This is a genomic window from Nostoc sp. C110 (genome assembly GCF_043099725.1).
Classification (GTDB): domain Bacteria; phylum Cyanobacteriota; class Cyanobacteriia; order Cyanobacteriales; family Nostocaceae; genus Nostoc; species Nostoc muscorum_A.
In genome coordinates this window covers 2,847,847-2,865,919 of the sequence record NZ_CP171148.1, presented here as the reverse complement: position 1 = coordinate 2,865,919, position 18,073 = coordinate 2,847,847, and the positions used below count along the sequence as shown (strand labels likewise).

The window sequence follows — 18,073 nt, the reverse complement described above, 5'->3', positions numbered from 1 at the left end:
TTACACTTGGGTTAAGGGCGCGATCGCACCGCTTTGTAACCGCTCTAAATCTGTTTTTACCATTTTTTCTAAAAGTTCCTCAAAGCTTACTTGGGGTTCCCAGCCAAGATTTCTTTTAGCTTTAATGGGGTCAGCTACTAGTTGAAAATGCTCATCTTGTCTCAATAAACTGGTATTTAAAACTATATAGCGCGTCCAATCCAATCCGACAGACTCAAAAGCTGTGGCCACTAAATCTCTAACACTGTGCAGTTTACCAGTGCCAATCACATATTCTTCTGGTTCATCGACTTGCAACATGAGCCACATAGCTTCTACGTAATCTCCCGCAAAGCCCCAATCGCGTTTCGCATCTAAATTACCCATTTCTAAGGTGTCAGTTAAACCCAATTTAATCGATGCGGCTGCCAAAGAAACTTTTCGGGTTACAAACTGAGGTGCGCGGAGAGGAGACTCATGGTTATATAAAATTCCACTACAGGCAAATAGTCCATAGCGCTGTCTGTGATGCACCATCGTCCAGTGGGCGTGCATCTTGGCCGCAGCATAGGGATTTTTGGGACGAAAAGGCGTTTCTTCATCTTGAGGCGAACTAAATACATCGCCAAACATTTCCGAACTGCTGGCTTGATAAAATCTGGTAGACAAACCAACCTGTCGTACAGCTTCCAAAAGTCTGGTAGCTGTACCAGTGATCAAATCTAGGGTTCCTAATGGGTCGTTCCAAGAGTCGGGTACAAAACTGGGAGCCGCCAAATTGTAAATTTCTTGGGGACGTAGTTGCTCAACTGCGGTCAACAGCGCCCCACTATCCCTCAAGTCAACCGTAAAAATTTCTACCTGATTCGCCAGTGTTCCCAGCTTTGTCAAATTAGGTTGTCGATGGGGAGGTACTAATCCTACAACTCGATAGCCACGGTTGAGGAGCAAATGGCTGAGATAATAGCCATCTTGACCAGTTATTCCTGTAATGAGGGCTGTTTTAGTCATAATCTGTCCCCTATTATCTCTATCTCTATTAAGGACTAAATAGCAGTTGTGGGAGAAAAAACATTCCGACTCTCAACACTGCTGACAAATCTTAACAAGGGAGCTAATATAACTCGAATGCTATCTTTACTGTATTCACTAATTCTTTTTATACAAAAATATTTTTGAGATTTTACAAAAAAATCATAATAACTAAGCAATTTTACGCAAAAAATACATTATCCCAATTCAAATCATATTGAAAAAGGAATATACTTTATCAATCAAGTAACTACATTTTGTAGCAAAGAGTTTTTCCGTTCATACTTCTGTTTTGAAGTAAGTGGTTTAACTTCGCTTTTCTTATTGTGCTTCTACAGAGTATTTGACGATGAGAAGGCAATTTCTACCATCTGCACCACGTTCGTATACAACACGGTCTGCCAACCGCCGGAGGAGGAACCATCCATACCCGCCTACTTGTAGAGTACCTGGGGCTGGCTCTGCGATCGCATCAGGATTAAAAGGTTTTCCATAATCCCAAATTCTAATCTCTAGGCGATCGATCCACAGATCAACGTTAATTTCAATGGTTGTTTCTGGGGGTAAAGCATGATGAGCGTGACGAACAGCGTTGGTAAAACCTTCTGCTAATGCTAAATTGAGGCGATCTAGTTGAGTTTTTGACCAGCCAAGTTGAGACAGATGTTGCAGACAAAATTGCTCGAACCATTCTTGCACCTGGTTTAGGAGGCTGAGTTCGCTCTTAACCTTCAGATGGTCTTGCTGCACTATGGTAAACATTAACTGTGACTTAAATATAAATAAACCCAAGTTGCTAGTTATTAAATTTTGCATGATTCGCCAAATTGTTCTGATGTAGAAAAATCTAAATTGAGATATTTTATCTACCAAAATACAAAACATGAACGATTTTGGCATTTATAGCGTTGTAACTAGCAACTTACGTTAATTAAGTGAAAAATGTTTATATTTGATGAATTTTGGTGATTTTAGATTTTGGGATAGCTTTTCAATCCAAAACTCCAGATCCCGAATGCAATCTGAACTATTAAAATTGACGCCTGTAGATTTCTTCCAAAAACATATCTGTAATATGCTCCTGAAACTCACAGGCGTCAAAGCACTTTGTAGTGACTAATTTAGAATAGTCCCAAGGTCAAAGATTTATCCAATGGCAAGGCAGCACCAATACCCAGCCACACGGTGACAAGAGTGCCAACGAGGAAGACTGTGGTTGCAACTGGACGACGGAAGGGGTTTTGGAACTTGTTGACGTTCTCAATAAAAGGAACGAGAATTAGCCCAACTGGTACAGAACCCATTGCTAACACTCCTAAAAGTTTGTTAGGAAGCGATCGCAAAATTTGGAAGACTGGATACAAGTACCACTCTGGTAAAATTTCCAATGGTGTGGCAAAAGGATTTGCTGGTTCACCGGTCATTGCAGGATCTAGCACAGCTAGAGCCACAATTGCAGCGAAGGAACCCATGATCACGATTGGAAAGACATAAAGTAAGTCATTAGGCCAAGCGGGTTCACCATAGTAATTGTGACCCATGCCTTTGGCGAGTTTGGCTCTTAACTGAGGATCGCTCAGGTCAGGTTTTTTTTGTGTTGCCATTTTGAAATGTGCTCTCCTGCTTAAGTTAAATTAAAGCATTTGTGAAGGCTATCAGCTACTAGGCAAACCTAGCAGGCAAAAAGCGGCGTTTTGTTTGTCTACGTTTATCCGCCTGGAAGGAATTTACAGCTTTGGACTTCAGATGAAGTGTTTATCTTTGGAACTTATGTGCAATTAAATTTATTGTGTTTCATAAGTTTAAAACAAACAACTTCATCTGAAAACTGACAAATCTTGCCTTTCGCTAATAATTGAGATTACAAAGGTCCGGAAATGCCTTGCTTGCGGATCATCAAGAAGTGAAACAGCATGAAGACTGCAATCAACCAAGGCAGCACAAAGGTGTGTGCGCTGTAGTAACGAGTTAGTGTTGCTTGACCAACACTTGAACCGCCGCGCAGCAGGTCGGAGATCAGAACGCCAACTACAGGAATTGCTTCTGGTACGCCACTAACGATTTTTACAGCCCAGTAGCCAACTTGATCCCAAGGTAGGGAATAGCCGGTGACTCCAAAGGAAACTGTAATTACAGCTAGGATCACACCACTGACCCAAGTCAGTTCGCGGGGCTTTTTAAAACCACCTGTGAGATAAACCCGGAAGACGTGCAAAATCATCATTAACACCATCATGCTGGCAGACCAGCGATGGATGGAGCGAATTAGCCAACCGAAGTTTACTTCATTCATGATGTACTCCACTGAGGAGAACGCTTCAGTGACTGTTGGCCTGTAGTAGAACGTCATGGCAAATCCAGTGGCAAACTGGATGAGAAAGCAAACCAGGGTAATACCACCCAAGCAGTAGAAGATGTTGACGTGGGGAGGGACGTACTTACTAGTAACGTCTTCAGCGAGTGCCTGAATCTCCAGGCGTTCCTCAAACCAGTCGTAAACGTTGGCCATACAATCTCAAGTTCCTAAAAGTCGGTTGCGGTTGATAAATCCCGAAGCTCTAAATCGGCGACTAAAATTCTGATGGTTCCAAGCCTCGGCATCCTACGGGTTCGCCCAAGGGGTTGCCGCAGGCTAGGGTAACAACAGAATTGTCTATGGACTTCTCATAAGCCGCCTCTTATGACTTCTCTCCCAATTAGCAATTTTGGGATTTTAGTAAAGACGAGTTTATTTCGTTTGCTTGTCAGCTTTCAGCGTGCTAAGAGTCTTCAGAAACTTTACACTCTGTAAAGAAGGAATATATTGCGATCTCTTTACGCCCCTGCACAGAAAATGGTGGACACAAAGTAGATTTTATCCTTTCGTGAGTGGATACAACGCATCAGTTGACTGAACAACTTGATGAGAGAAATGCACCACTTCTATAAAAAAAGTAACATAATCGAGAGATAGATTTCATCAACAACAGAGCAACTGAGCATTTCTAGGCAATTTGGGTTGAGGTGGAATTGATAATGGGGTTCATGAACAAACAAGTCTTTCGGGTTGGATTTTCGTTGTTAATGGCGTTTTGGTTGGCGTTTGGTACGCTGACCCAGCCTGCGCTGGCTTTAACGGGGGAACAAAAGCTGGTTTCCGAAGTTTGGCGAATTGTTAATCGTAGTTATCTAGATGAGACTTTTAATCATCAAAACTGGGCGGCTGTGCGGCAAAAGGTTCTAGAGAAGCCGCTTACAGACTCAAATGCCAGTTATGCGGCAATTGGGAAGATGCTCAAGAGCCTCGATGACCCTTTTACCCGCTTTTTAGACCCGGAACAGTACCGCAGCTTAAAGGTCAATACCTCTGGGGAACTGACTGGGGTAGGATTGCAAATTGTCCTGAATCCTGAGACTGGGAAGTTGGAAGTAGTGGCTCCTATAGCAGGTTCACCAGCAGACAAAGCGGGGATTAGACCACGCGATCGCATTCTTAAAATTGAAGGCGTGCCCACAAAAAATCTTACCCTAGATGAAGCTGCGACTAAAATGCGCGGGCCAAGTGGCAGCCTTGTTACTCTCCTCATTGAGCGAGATGGAGAGCCAGAAACGGAAATTAGACTAACGCGCGATCGCATTGCTCTTAACCCTGTGGTTTCGGAATTGCGTGTTTCCACTGAAGGTACATCTATTGGCTACCTACGTCTCACCCAATTCAATGCCAACGCCTCAACGGAATTGGCACACGCTATTTCTAGTCTAGAAAAAAAAGGCGCTGCTGCCTACATTCTAGATTTACGAAATAATCCTGGGGGATTATTGCAATCAGGAATTGAAATTGCCCGTCAGTGGTTAGATTCTGGGACTATTGTCTACACTGTGAATAGACAAGGCATTCAGGGTAGTTTCGAAGCCTTTGGCCCAGCCTTGACGACCGATCCTCTGGTGATTTTGGTGAATCAAGGAACTGCCAGTGCTAGCGAAATTCTCGCTGGCGCACTCCAAGATAACGGTCGTGCCCAGTTGGTAGGCGAAACCACTTTTGGTAAGGGTCTAATTCAATCTTTATTTGAATTATCAGATGGTTCGGGGTTGGCAGTCACAATTGCTAAGTATGAAACTCCTCAACACCGGGATATTAACAAACTAGGTATTAAGCCAGATAAAGTGATTTCCCAAGATCCAATTAACCGCGAACAGATTGGTACTGAAGCGGATCTGCAATATCAAGCAGCAGTGGAACTTTTGAAGAAAGACTTGGTTGTGGCAGGAAAAGTGTAAAAGGTGAAGAGTTAAAAGAGGTTTCTTGATTAAGCTTACGGCTTACGCAAACAATAACCAAAACTAGGATTTAAAGGTAAGGGCAATACCCTGCGCGAGTACCCCTACCGAGTTAAGTTTTGTGTAAGTCCTAAAGCTAATTAGGGGCTGTACTACATGAATTGTTAAATTTGTGCCTTTGCCAAGTTCGGACTCGACGCTAATTTGACAACCATGTTTTTCCACAATAATTTGATGAGCGATGTCTAGACGACAAGCCGCTCCATGTCTACGCTAATCCCAACCCTGTATTATTTACGAGCCGTGATGTGTAAAGCCCCCGCGCTTCAGCCGGGGGATATAAGCGAAGTCGTCAATAAATGATCAGGCTAGCAAATGTTAAGCAATATCTGGTTAATTAATAGCCTTTTTAAAGAGGGTTAGTGAGGATCTAAAAGTGCTTAAAGTTTAGAGAAAAACACTTTTCCAACAACCTCTTCTGACTACTGAATTCAGAATAGCTGAATTTTTCTTCAATTGACAGCCCCTAACTGCGTAAGCGCGTCTTTTGTGACACGGCAAATTCGCCAATCATCTAATATAGATGCTCCTATACTACGGTAGAATGCTTTAGCTGGTTCATTCCAATCCAACACACTCCACTCTAACCGTCCACAGTCACGTTCTATAGCTATCTGGGCTACTTTAGAAATAAGAGCTTTACCAATACCTTGCCTACGATATTCTGGTAAAACAAATAAGTCTTCCAGATAAATTCCGGGCTTGGTCAAAAATGTTGAATAATTATGAAAAAATAGGGCAAAAGCAACAGCTTGACCAGCAGTTTCTGCTAAAATCGCTTCTATATATCTGTGCGAACCAAATAAATGCTCCTTAAGTGCCAGAGCATCGCCAGTGACAGCATGAGATAATTTTTCATACTCAGCAAGTCCCTGAATTAATTGAAAAAGTACGCTGTAATCAGTTGGTTCAGCAAAACGCAAAATCAAATTGCTACACGAAGTCATTAGTCTATAGTCTATAGTTCATAGTCCATAGTCTATAGGCAACTGTGCAATTTTTTTAAAAATGACTAAACAAAAGCCGAAAAAGTCACAGAAAGCCCGTTTTTGGAGAGTTACGGTAGTCGAAGCTCAAGAAATATAAATATATCAGCCCCTAAATTTATTATTGGAGCTAAATAAGTCAAACCATGCGGGTAATTCGAAATTCAAAATTCAAAATTAAATATCTATTTTTGAATTTTGAATGGGAACAAAGTGACAAACGGGGATTGCGTCTCTATCTTCGTGAATGTAACTAAATTAACCAACCTTTTAAGCGTTTAGCTATGTGTGGACGGCGTAATTTCCGCATCGCTTTGCTTTGAATTTGGCGCACTCGCTCACGGGAAAGATTGAACATATTGCCAACTTCTTCTAAGGTACAGGGTTCGCTGGTTGTCAAACCATAACGCAGAGAAATCACATCTTTTTCTCGTGGAGTTAACACATCACCCAACACTTCCCAAATCTCCTGACGCATCATGTTTTCATTCATTTTTGCTTCTGGAGACAGGTTATCTTCATCTTCTAGCAAATCCATCAATTCCGTGTCTTCTTCTTTACCGACACGGTGGTTGAGAGAAAGTGCTTGACGGCGTAGCTGTTGTAGTTGGCGTAGTTGTTGCACACTAATTTCCAAAGCTTCTGCCATTTCACCTTCGGTAGGATTTCGACAGAGTTTTTGCTTTAGTTCCCGTTGAGCTTTTTTCAGTTTGTTAAGCTTTTCAACAATGTGAATAGGTAGCCGGATTGTCCGCGCATCGTTAGCTATAGCTCTGGTAATCGCTTGTCTAATCCACCAATAGGCATAAGTAGAAAACTTATATCCTTTATCTGGATCAAACTTTTCTGTAGCGCGATTTAAACCCATTGCTCCTTCCTGAATTAAATCCAGAAAAGGCACTCCCCGATTTAGATATCGTTTGGCAATAGAAACTACTAACCTCAAGTTGGAGCGAATCATTTTGCGTTTCGCTACTCTACCTTGATACAAGCGACTTTCTAGTTGCTTTTCGGTCATTTCTAGCTCGGAAGCTACTTCTAGTTTGGTAGGTTCCTGTCCTAGTTTTAAGTTTAAAGCAGCTTGTAATTCCCTAATTTCCTCTAGAAATCTAACTCGTCGCGCTAACTCTACTTCTTCATCAGCTTTTAAAAGCGGATAACGCGCCATCTCTTTAAAAAACGCGCCGACGGCATCATCATGCTCGGTTTTATTGTATCCCGAAGGGCGGGCCGCCGCCATGTCATCTCCATCGCGTTCATCTGATTCCAGATTTTCTACTACAATCGGAGGCTCTTCATCTGCCACTGCATCTAAACTATCGAGTGATGGTTCTTCAATATCAGCAGCATTCTCCAGTATTTCCATTTTTCCCAATTCAACAATGTTCATAGTTTCCTTTAGGGATTGTTGTTTTGTTTGGTACATAATTTAGTTACAGCTACTCGTTTGAGGCTTGGTAGTTTTCCCTAATGGACGAATGCACCCCTTTATATGTCGGAATAGAAGCTTCTACTAATTTCTATTCAAGAATAAAAATCTATATCTACCTACAACCTACGGGTTACAGTTAGATACAACCTACAAAGTAACTGACCTAAGCACCCAACAAAACTTTCTTCTCAGGCTTCTAACAGATTATATTCTTCATTTTTTTCTTAATTACCAAATATGTCAAACCCCCTCAAACTTTCTCAACCTGAACAAACATAAAAATCTCAGCTAAACATCCAAATTTCTTAAACTTTCATATATTTTTCTAAATATATATTTTTCTGTTTAGGTATTTGGAAGTCACTGGATAAATTTAAAACCTGGTGATGGGGTTATGCCTTCCCAATTTCAAGTTACCCAAATGATACAAATTACAATTATGGCAGCTTAATTTTGGGATGTTCTTATTTGTATAAAAGCATCTCATATACAGAAAGGGTTGAATATCTATCGATAGGCGGAAAAAGGCTACTCCCTATTTAGTAGATAGAGCAACTGTTGCAGCAAGTGCCGACATGCTTTTATTTATATAGTGGGTACCAAATATTTATTGCATGTATAGTTGATACGAATTTGTCTAGTAGATTACATAAGAGGAAACTTATCAAGTATTATGAAGGATAACAGTATTGAAAAATACTATTTAAATTTAAGAAAGCAAAAAATTAGAGTTTAGTTAGCTAGGTTAATTTTGACCAGCTATGTGAGGAAAATATTTAACTATAAAGTCAGTAGCTATGTATATTAATGACATAAAATTATCTCCTTTAGTAGTGGCTGAACCTAGCGAATCGTACCAATCAGGTACAACTCTTAATAGATGGGTTGAAGTACTGGTAGACTGTCCAGGAAGTACAGGATTATTTACTTATCGATTGCCAGCCCAGTTAGAAATAAAACCAGGGGATATTTTGAGCGTGCCATTTGGGGCACAACAATTAGGAGCGATCGCAATTCGGTTACTGGCACAACCAAATGTTGATTTAGCACCAGAAAAAATCCGGGAAGTAGAAGATATAGTCAGCGTTGGATTTTTCCCAAGTGCTTATTGGGAATTACTCAATCGAGTTGCTGCATATTACTATACGCCTCTGATTCAAGTAATCCGGGTTGCTCTGCCACCAGGGTTGCTGGGGCGATCGCAGCGCCGTATCCGCCTTGTTAGAGGAGGGGGAGCAGGGGGCAGGGGGCAGGGGGCAGGGGGAAGTAGTTATTTGCTAGCATCTTCCGATCCTTTAGCTTTTTTGACTCCTACTGCGCGGCAAGTTTGGGAACTTTTGCAAGGGCAGCCTGCGGGGGATTATAGTTTCGCCTACCTTCAACAAAAAGTCAAATCTGCCTATCGGGGAATTCGGGAGTTGCTGCGATTCGGTTTAGTAGAAAGCTATTTAGAACCGCCACGGCTGACTCGACCAAAGCTACAAAAAGCAGTCACGCTGACAGGTATAATTGATAGCGACTTCACTACCCGCCAGCGAGAGATTTTGGAAGTGCTGCGGCGGCATAATGGGGAGTTGTGGCAAAATGAATTACTGCAAATTTGCAATGCTAGTTCTTCTATCCTCAAAACGCTGACACAAAAGGGTTACATCGTTATTGAAGAACGGGAAGTATTGCGAACCGAACAGGGCCCAGTATTAGCAGGTGATGGGGCTAAATCTTTAACTGCTGCCCAAGCTAGCGCTTTAAAAACAATCCAGACATTAGATGGATTTGCTGAAGTTTTATTGCATGGGGTGACAGGTTCAGGAAAAACCGAAGTATATTTGCAAGCGATCGCACCTCTCATCAAGCAAGGCAAATCTGCCCTTGTCTTAGTACCAGAAATTGGACTTACACCCCAGCTAACCGATCGTTTTCGTGCCCGTTTTGGCAATAAAGTCAGCGTTTATCACAGCGCCCTCTCCGACGGTGAACGCTACGATACTTGGCGGCAAATGCTCACAGGAGAACCTCAAGTTGTCATTGGTACGCGCAGCGCCGTTTTCGCGCCTTTGCCCAACTTGGGTTTAATTATTTTAGATGAAGAACACGACAGCAGCTTTAAACAAGACTCACCCATACCTACTTACCACGCTCGCACCGTCGCCCAATGGCGAGCCGAATTAGAAAATTGCCCCTTATTGTTAGGTTCTGCTACCCCTTCCTTGGAAACTTGGGTAAGCGTGGGGAGGCAAGGGAGCAGGGGAGCAGGGGAGCAGGGGAGCAGGGGAGCAGGGGGAGAATTCGTAACTCCTCACTCCCAACTCCTCACTCAGCACTCATCACTCAGCACTCATTATTTAAGTTTGCCCGAACGCATCAATTCTCGCCCTTTACCGCCTGTGGAAATAGTCGATATGCGGCAAGAGTTGCAGCAGGGAAATCGTTCTATATTTAGTAGATCGCTGCAAGAAGCTTTGCAACAGTTGCAAGAGAGAAAACAACAGGGAATTTTATTTATCCATCGTCGGGGACACAGTACTTTTGTCTCATGCCGCAGTTGTGGGTATGTGTTGGAATGCCCGCATTGTGATGTGTCACTGGCGTACCACCACACCGAAGAAAAAGCACCGGAATTATTGCGCTGTCATTATTGTAATTATGCGCGATCGCATCCCAAATACTGCCCCGATTGTAGTTCCCCTTACCTGAAATTTTTCGGTAGCGGTACTCAGCGAGTAACGCAGGAATTAGCACGACAGTTCCCAGAGTTACGCTTGATTCGTTTTGATAGCGATACCACCCGTAACAAAGGTTCACACCGGACTTTACTCACCCAGTTTGCCAACGGCGAAGCGGATTTATTAGTGGGTACACAAATGCTCACCAAAGGTTTAGATTTACCACAGGTGACACTTGTGGGCGTTGTCGCTGCCGATGGATTGCTAAATTTATCAGATTATCGCGCCAGTGAACGGGCATTTCAAACTCTGACTCAAGTCGCTGGACGTGCTGGTAGAGGAGACGATCCAGGGAGGGTGATTGTACAAACTTACACTACAGAGCATCAGGTAATTGCAGCAGTGCGATCGCACGATTATCAATCTTTCTCGCAGGCTGAATTAGAACAACGCCAAGCCCTCAATTATCCCCCTTATGGGCGGTTAATTTTGTTGCGCTTAAGTAGTCTCGATCCCATTCAAGTGCAAAATACAGCACAAATCATTGCCACAGCCTTGAGTACAGAAGAAGAATTCGAGATATTAGGGCCAGCACCAGCAAGTATTTTACGCGTAGCAAATCGTTATCGCTGGCAGATATTGATTAAATTTGCTCCCGATGCATTGCCACAATTGCCAGATTGGGAAGAAGTGCGATCGCTTTGTCCTTCGTCTGTTAGTTTGACAATTGATGTAGACCCATTAAATATTATGTGATTTTCTTGGGCTAAAAGATTGAGAAATCTGGTTTATCTAAAATAGTCCATTGATAGGTTTGTAGTAAGCACTTCAGTGCTTGAATATTTGAGGACTAAAGTCCTTACTACAAACGTATTTAAGATTGAATTTAAATCTAGTTAATCAACAATTCTGGTGCTACCAATCCTTTTTGGATCGCTAAGACTGCGGCTTGAGTGCGATCGCGTACTTCTAGTTTCTGCAAAATTGCATGAACATGAACCCGCACTGTACCAGGGGCAATGTAGAGAATCTCAGCAATTTCTTGATTGCTTTTGCCAGCTGCTACCAGTGCCAAAATTTCTTGCTCGCGCTTCGTTAGGGGATTTTCTAGGTTTCCCTCAGTTTTTGCAGGCAGCACCGCAGTAGAATTGCCCTCAAAAGCTGCCCTAATTTCTGTTGTTGCCGTTTGATCCCACCAAGAAGCCCCGGCTGCAACCGATCGCACTGCCAAGATCAGAGACTCAGCAGGAATACCTTTCAGGCAGTAACCTTGGGCCCCGGCTGCAATTAACCGTGAAATCAGAGGTTTCTCAGAACGAGATGTTAAAACGAGAATTGGTAAATTTGGGTGCTTCTGCTTGATTTGGCGACAAGCTTCAATCCCACCAATGCCGGGTAAACCTATATCTAGCAAAACCAAATCCAGGGGATAGCGATTTGCTAATTCTACAGCTTGTTCCCCATCTTCTGCTTCTGCGACAATCTCCAAAGTAGTTTCTTGCTGCAACCGCATCCGCAGACCAAGCCGAAACAATTCATCATCTTCAACGAGTAAGATTTTTGTCATTAGTCATTGGTCATTAGTCATTGGTCATTTGTCATTTGTCATTTGTCATTTGTCATTGTTCATTGGTCATTGGTCAATAAATAGTTCTTCTTCCCCTGCCTCCCCTGCTCCCCCTGCTCCCTGCCTCCTGCCCCCCTGCTTCCCTACTCACCTACTCCCGGTAGTGGACAAGCTGGGAGTCGAAAACCAAACATTGCTCCCCGTGGTGAGCGATTCTCTGCCCAAATTGTACCCCCATGAGCAGCGATAATTTGCCTGGTTAAATAAAGCCCTAGTCCCGATCCTGAGACGTGGCGATCGCTATGTCCTTGATAAAATCTCTCAAATAAGTGGGGTAACTCTTCTTCTGTAAAGCCGGAACCAGTATCGAGTATTTTTACCACTTGATCGCTAGAATAACCTTCAAGTACCACTTCCACTTTACCGCCACGGGGGGTATGGTTAATACCATTACTCAGGAGATTGGTGAAGACTCGCCCCAGTTGCAAAGGATCGCCATTTACCCAGAGAAAGCTCCGAAAATCTGATTCGCCATAGTGTAGAGAAATATAAACCTGACGTGTTCTCGCTAGTTCAGCCAGGGTAGCGATTACCTCCTCCGCCACAGTTGCCAAGTTAACAGGTGATATCTGTAATTTCAGCCCTTCAGCATCATTACGGTATACATCTAAAAGAGTTTGGACTAATTGCAGTGTACTCCGGTGACTACGAGCCATAGTTTGGAGGACTTTTGCTTGCATTGGCGTGATTTCACCAAATTGCTCATTTTGAAAATATTTCAGCGTTTCAATTGCTCCTAATAGGGGTGTTTTCAAATCATGCGTTAGGGTGGAAACAAAATCTTCACGCATGATAGCTAGTTGTTCTTGGGAGCGTAATTGTGCTTGTGTATAAGCGATCGCTTCTTCATTGCGGTGGTTGCGATCGCTTAACCAACCCGTTACCATCAACGCCAATACTGCAATCATCCGATTTGCTAACGTTGAGGCATTAATCATTTCTCCTCCTGGGACAAACAAATTCAATAATGTTAATCCTGTAGCTGCCAGAGTGATCCCCAATACTGCTTTCCGATTCAGTCGAGAATCTGCTAACAAAATTGTCCCTGTGTAGAGGTAGCCGAATACGTACTCAGGTGGTGTCAAATATTCTAAGCCTATGACGATCGCAAAGGCGATAGTGATTAGCCCATAAGTCTCCCCACGCTCATTTATAGCTTCTTTCATAGCCACTAATCGACTTAATATCATCATTTCTGATTTACTAAAAAATCTTTATCCTACAATCTTTACAACTATTTAATTCAGCGATTATGATTTATCTGCAATCTATATCTGCAAATATTCACTTGAGCATTAACCCGAAAATTACGATTGTCCAGATGCAAAAAAGGGGACTGGGAACTGAGGATTAGGGAATGGGTAGTTGTCCACAAGGGACAAGGTATCTAAAACAACCTTTCCATACCGTCACTTATTTAATAAAATCCTTTTAAATATTTATATTCTTTGAACGTAGCAAACTTCGAGAATGTATTGTATAAACAAATAATACTAACTAGCGAATTAGATGAATTAAAAGTAAAGATTAAATATTTTTAACAATAAGTTAAATAACTATCTGGAAAATAGCAATAACTGAAAATAGTAAATCCAGATTACAAAATGGCGGTGATATGAGATATCACTAAATTCCTCCAAATCAAATACTTCAACAGTTAATCTGTTATTTCTAATAATTGGCTTGCTAGCACTTAAATTTTACCCGGCGCGAAATATATGGGACAAGGTTTTTTGCAAATTGGCTTAACGCTGTGTATTGTCATAGCAATTACTCCGCTACTTGGTAGATACATCGCCCATGTCTTCTTGGGAGAAAGAACACTACTGGATTTTTTAATGAACCCCATAGAACGAAGTATGTTCGTACTAGCGGGTGTTCGCAGAAAAGATGATATGACTGGTTCGCAGTATATTCGGGCTGTGCTGTACAGCAACCTGATTATGGGTATTTCAGTGTATTTACTGTTATATTTTCAGAGGCTGTTGCCCTGGAATCCTAACGGTTTCGGTGCGCCCAGTTGGGATGTATTACTGCATACAACCATTTCCTTTGTAACTAATACCGACCAGCAGCACTATGCTGGTGAGACAACCTTAAGCTATTTTAGCCAGGTAGCGGCTTTAGGCTTTTTGATGTTTACCTCCGCAGCCACCGGTTTATCTGTGGGAATTGCCTTTATTCGCGGGCTGACGGGTAGAAGGCTGGGAAACTTTTATGTCGATATCGTCCGTGCAATTACGCGCATATTGCTACCGATTTCGATTATTGGAGCGATCGCTTTACTTCTAACAGGTGTACCACAAACATTAGCGAAGACTATGGATGTGAGAACCTTAGAAGGCGGGACACAATATCTTGCCAGAGGCCCGGTGGCATCCTTTGAAATGATTAAACTTTTGGGCGAGAACGGCGGAGGCTTTTTTGGCGTAAACTCAGCACATCCTTTTGAAAATCCCAATGGCGCTTCTAACTTGATAGAAATGATCGCCATGATTTCTATCCCAGCAGCCTTGATTTACACCTACGGTATATTCGCCAACAACATCAAACAAGCTTGGCTGCTTTTTTGGATGGTGTTTGTGATTTTTGTAGTTTTGGTGGGAGTGACAGCCGTGGGAGAATTGCAAGGTAATCCCCTAGTTAATAACGCCTTTGGATTAGAACAACCCAATTTAGAGGGGAAAGAAGTGCGGTTTGGCTGGTTACAAACGGCATTTTGGGCAGTTATGACTACCGCTACTATGTCTGGCGCTGTGAATGGGATGCACGATTCTTTGATGCCCCAAGGAATATTTTCGACTCTCTTCAACTTGTTTATCCAGGTTATTTGGGGTGGACAGGGAACTGGAACAGCTTACTTATTTATTTACTTAATTCTCACAGTGTTCCTAACTGGACTAATGGCAGGACGCACCCCAGAGTTTTTAGGACGCAAAATTGAAAAACGCGAAATTGTCCTCGCTAGCGTCGTGTTGTTGATTCACCCAATTCTAGTTTTGATTCCCAGTGCGATCGCCCTGGCTTATCCCATCTCTCTCTCTGGAATTAGTAACTCTGGCCATCACGGTATTTCTCAAGTAGTTTATGAATACGCCTCAGCCGCCGCAAATAATGGCTCCGGCTTGGAAGGGTTGAAGGACAACACCCTGTGGTGGAACTTGAGTACTTTAGTTAGCTTAATAGGAGGACGCTACATTCCGATAATTGCCATCCTGCTGTTAGCTGACGGTATGTCTCGCAAACAACAAGTACAAGAAACCCTTGGTACCCTAAGAACTGATTCTCTAGTATTTACTGGTATCACTGCTGGAGTGACATTGGTTTTGGGAGTATTGACTTTCTTTCCCGTTTTAGCTTTAGGCCCCATAGCTGAGGGTTTGAAACTAGCATCTGGCAATTAGAAAATTTATGAGTTATAAGTCTGGAATTAAGAGAATACCAAAAAATAAATAAATTATCCTGTTTTGTAGGGGAGCCAGTGCTTTGTGCTGAATCCATCGCTGTAGGAGGGTTTCCTACCGTAGGCGACTGGTGTTAGCGAGTCTTGTCTACGACACACTGTTCGCGTTCGATCGTCCGTCCTTCTGGTGACAATCGAACGCGAACAGAGGTAGGTAGGAACGAGCATCGCTTTGGCATTGTGTTCGCGATCGCATAGCGTGCCCTAAAGGTTGGATCTATTTTTTATTGGAAACTCCTAACTTCTAACTCCTAACTCCTAATTTTTAACTTTTAACTCCTAACTTTATTCATGAATCAAGTGGCAACTAACTTCAGAGCTAGACGGCCAAATCCTCGTTCTGGCGATCGCCGTCAAGGACGTAAAAAAGCAAGGACAAGTAAAAAGTGGCTGTACTTAAGGGCAATTAGAGATGCTTTTGTCAAGCTTAACCCTAAGTATGTAATCAAAAATCCAGTAATATTTGTGGTTTGGGTGGGGACAATCATCATTCTATTGCTCACGATTGATCCCAATTTATTTGGCCCAGCCCTACAAAAGAACCCGCAACTTTTCAATGGCTTACTGTCGGGGATTTTATTCTTTACAGTTTGGTTTGCCAATTTTGCTGAAGCATTGGCAGAAGGTCGGGGTAAAGCTCAAGCTGATGCCTTGCGATTAACCAAATCAGAGGCGATCGCTAAAAAACTCGCTCCCGACGGCACAATTAGTGAAGTTTCATCCACCAGCCTGAGACAGGGCGATAACATCTACGTTATTGCTGGCGATATCATTCCCGGCGATGGTGAGGTAATTATGGGCGTTGCCTCAGTAGATGAATCGGCAATTACTGGAGAATCTGCACCAGTATTAAAAGAATCAGGCTCAGATGTTTCCAGTTCTGTCACTGGTGGGACACGGATTATCTCAGATGAATTAATTATCCGGATCACTACTGACCCAGGCAAAGGCTTTATTGACCGAATGATTGCCTTAGTAGAAGGGGCAGAACGCAGCAAAACACCCAATGAAATTGCCCTGACTGTATTGTTAGCAGTTCTCAGCTTAGTGTTTTTGTTAGTCGTGGTAACTCTGCCCGCACTTGCTTACTATGTCAACAGTCCAGTCAGCGTACCAACTTTAATTGCCCTATTAGTGGCATTAATTCCTACAACCATTGGCGGCTTACTCAGTACCATCGGCATTGCTGGTATGGATCGAGTTGCCCAATTTAACGTCATTGCCACTTCCGGAAAAGCAGTCGAAGCCTGTGGTGATGTAAACACTTTAGTTCTTGATAAGACAGGTACAATTACCCTCGGCAACCGTTTGGCAGAAGAGTTTATCCCTATCAACGGTCATTCAATATCAGAAATTGCTAATGTTGCGTGGGCGGCTAGTATCTTTGACAATACACCAGAAGGTAAATCTATTATTCGACTGGCAGAAAAACTAGTAGCACGGTTTGATTTCGACTCTAACCAGGCAGAAGGAGTTGATTTTTCCGCCAAAACACGGATGAGTGGGACTAACTTACCTGGTGGGTATGAGGCAAGAAAGGGAGCAGTAGAAGCCATTAAAGGATTTGTCCGTTCTCGCAACGGACGCAATACGCCAGAATTGGATGCTGCCTACGAACGAGTTTCTCGCTTGGGAGGTACACCTCTAGCAGTTAGTTTAGATAACGAAATCTATGGGGTTATTTATCTCAAAGATATAGTTAAACCTGGTATCCGCGATCGCTTTGACCAACTGCGACGGATGGGAGTGCGTACCATTATGCTAACTGGAGACAACCAAATCACAGCTTCTGTTATTGCTAAAGAAGCTGGAGTGGATGACTTCATCGCTGAAGCCACACCAGAAGACAAAATCAGTGTCATTAAAAAGGAACAAGCAGCAGGTAAACTAGTTGCCATGACGGGAGATGGGACTAACGATGCTCCCGCATTAGCCCAAGCTAACGTTGGCGTTGCCATGAATACAGGGACACAAGCTGCAAAAGAAGCCGCCAACATGGTGGATTTGGACTCCGATCCGACAAAGCTGATCGATATCATTAGCATTGGTAAACAATTGTTGATTACTCGCGGAGCTTTGATGACATTTTCTATCGCTAATGATATTGCTAAATACTTTGCAATTATCCCAGTGATATTTGTCGCTGCTAATCTACAAAGCCTGAATATTATGAATTTAACTAGCCCTAAGTCTGCTGTACTATCAGCGCTGATTTATAATGCTTTGATTATTCCAGCTTTGATTCCCTTGGCATTGAAGGGTGTGCGGTTTAGGCCACTGACAGCTAATCAGCTACTCCAACGCAATATCTTAATTTACGGCTTAGGTGGAGTGATTGCGCCATTTATCGCCATTAAGTTGATAGACATACTGATTACACTTGTAGGTTTGGCTTAAGGATAGAAAAAGTAGAGACGCTGCGAAACGAGCGCATCTTGACCAAAGTAAAATAATAAACATTTTTACTTTTACCGTTGAGAGAGAGAACCAAAAGAATATGAATAAACAGGTCGATGTTTGGGAAAAGTTTTTGTCGATAAATCTGATACAGGCGATGTTCTTTGTTTGGTT

12 protein-coding genes are annotated in these 18,073 nt (G+C 42.7%); 4 read left to right on the top strand and 8 right to left on the bottom strand.

From position 1 onward, the window contains the following. The 4 genes from ACFFRD_RS17760 to petB all read right to left on the bottom strand — a co-directional run bounded on the left by ACFFRD_RS17760 (nt 1) and on the right by petB (nt 3,520). The gene (locus tag ACFFRD_RS17760; RefSeq protein ID WP_392482560.1) at nt 1-990 is read right to left on the bottom strand and encodes a GDP-mannose 4,6-dehydratase; all 990 of its coding nucleotides are present in this window, start codon (nt 988-990) and stop codon (nt 1-3) included. A 342-nt stretch (nt 991-1,332) separates the two neighbouring features. Next, complete coding sequence (locus ACFFRD_RS17755; RefSeq protein ID WP_041565844.1) at nt 1,333-1,773, bottom strand: anti-sigma regulatory factor; 441 nt, start codon at nt 1,771-1,773, stop codon at nt 1,333-1,335. A gap of 359 nt (nt 1,774-2,132) precedes the next feature. Next, complete coding sequence (gene petD / locus ACFFRD_RS17750; protein ID WP_012407122.1) at nt 2,133-2,615, bottom strand: cytochrome b6-f complex subunit IV; 483 nt, start codon at nt 2,613-2,615, stop codon at nt 2,133-2,135. A gap of 257 nt (nt 2,616-2,872) precedes the next feature. Further along, nucleotides 2,873-3,520, bottom strand: a complete 648-nt coding sequence (gene petB / locus ACFFRD_RS17745; protein WP_012407121.1) for a cytochrome b6 — start codon at nt 3,518-3,520, stop codon at nt 2,873-2,875. Nucleotides 3,521-4,026: 506 nt separating this feature from the next. Here petB and ctpA point away from each other — a divergent pair. Further along, a complete protein-coding gene (gene ctpA, locus ACFFRD_RS17740; protein WP_392482558.1) occupies nt 4,027-5,271 on the top strand; it encodes a carboxyl-terminal processing protease CtpA in 1,245 nt (414 codons plus the stop codon). Between the two features lie 512 nt (nt 5,272-5,783). Here the strand turns inward: ctpA and ACFFRD_RS17735 are convergent. Next, complete coding sequence (locus ACFFRD_RS17735; RefSeq protein WP_392482556.1) at nt 5,784-6,278, bottom strand: GNAT family N-acetyltransferase; 495 nt, start codon at nt 6,276-6,278, stop codon at nt 5,784-5,786. A 292-nt stretch (nt 6,279-6,570) separates the two neighbouring features. Next, nucleotides 6,571-7,743 (bottom strand): RpoD/SigA family RNA polymerase sigma factor, encoded by a 1,173-nt coding sequence (locus ACFFRD_RS17730; protein ID WP_114083591.1) that lies wholly within the window; start codon nt 7,741-7,743, stop codon nt 6,571-6,573. Between the two features lie 803 nt (nt 7,744-8,546). On the opposite strand from ACFFRD_RS17730, the gene priA reads away from it, so the two are divergent. Further along, complete coding sequence (gene priA, locus ACFFRD_RS17725) at nt 8,547-11,168, top strand: primosomal protein N' (RefSeq protein ID WP_392482553.1); 2,622 nt, start codon at nt 8,547-8,549, stop codon at nt 11,166-11,168. A 136-nt stretch (nt 11,169-11,304) separates the two neighbouring features. Here the strand turns inward: priA and ACFFRD_RS17720 are convergent, their stop codons facing one another. After that, complete coding sequence (locus ACFFRD_RS17720) at nt 11,305-11,979, bottom strand: response regulator transcription factor (protein ID WP_193948117.1); 675 nt, start codon at nt 11,977-11,979, stop codon at nt 11,305-11,307. Nucleotides 11,980-12,122: 143 nt separating this feature from the next. Beyond that, nucleotides 12,123-13,232 (bottom strand): sensor histidine kinase, encoded by a 1,110-nt coding sequence (locus tag ACFFRD_RS17715; protein WP_392482551.1) that lies wholly within the window; start codon nt 13,230-13,232, stop codon nt 12,123-12,125. 525 nt (nt 13,233-13,757) lie between these two features. On the opposite strand from ACFFRD_RS17715, the gene kdpA reads away from it, so the two are divergent. After that, complete coding sequence (gene kdpA, locus ACFFRD_RS17710) at nt 13,758-15,443, top strand: potassium-transporting ATPase subunit KdpA (protein ID WP_392482549.1); 1,686 nt, start codon at nt 13,758-13,760, stop codon at nt 15,441-15,443. Between the two features lie 350 nt (nt 15,444-15,793). Continuing rightward, entirely contained in the window at nt 15,794-17,899 is a 2,106-nt protein-coding gene (gene kdpB / locus ACFFRD_RS17705) for a potassium-transporting ATPase subunit KdpB (RefSeq protein ID WP_392482547.1), read from the top strand. The last annotated feature ends 174 nt before the right edge of the window (nt 17,900-18,073 follow it).

Excerpts from the sequence above, each read along its gene's own strand:
- ACFFRD_RS17760 (WP_392482560.1), bottom strand. The coding sequence starts at position 990 with ATGACTAAAACAGCCCTCATTACAGGAATAACTGGTCAAGATGGCTAT.
- ACFFRD_RS17755 (WP_041565844.1), bottom strand. The coding sequence starts at position 1,773 with ATGTTTACCATAGTGCAGCAAGACCATCTGAAGGTTAAGAGCGAACTC.
- petD (WP_012407122.1), bottom strand. The coding sequence starts at position 2,615 with ATGGCAACACAAAAAAAACCTGACCTGAGCGATCCTCAGTTAAGAGCC.
- petB (WP_012407121.1), bottom strand. The coding sequence starts at position 3,520 with ATGGCCAACGTTTACGACTGGTTTGAGGAACGCCTGGAGATTCAGGCA.
- ctpA (WP_392482558.1), top strand. The coding sequence starts at position 4,027 with ATGGGGTTCATGAACAAACAAGTCTTTCGGGTTGGATTTTCGTTGTTA.
- ACFFRD_RS17735 (WP_392482556.1), bottom strand. The coding sequence starts at position 6,278 with ATGACTTCGTGTAGCAATTTGATTTTGCGTTTTGCTGAACCAACTGAT.
- ACFFRD_RS17730 (WP_114083591.1), bottom strand. The coding sequence starts at position 7,743 with ATGTACCAAACAAAACAACAATCCCTAAAGGAAACTATGAACATTGTT.
- priA (WP_392482553.1), top strand. The coding sequence starts at position 8,547 with ATGTATATTAATGACATAAAATTATCTCCTTTAGTAGTGGCTGAACCT.
- ACFFRD_RS17720 (WP_193948117.1), bottom strand. The coding sequence starts at position 11,979 with ATGACAAAAATCTTACTCGTTGAAGATGATGAATTGTTTCGGCTTGGT.
- ACFFRD_RS17715 (WP_392482551.1), bottom strand. The coding sequence starts at position 13,232 with ATGATGATATTAAGTCGATTAGTGGCTATGAAAGAAGCTATAAATGAG.
- kdpA (WP_392482549.1), top strand. The coding sequence starts at position 13,758 with ATGGGACAAGGTTTTTTGCAAATTGGCTTAACGCTGTGTATTGTCATA.
- kdpB (WP_392482547.1), top strand. The coding sequence starts at position 15,794 with ATGAATCAAGTGGCAACTAACTTCAGAGCTAGACGGCCAAATCCTCGT.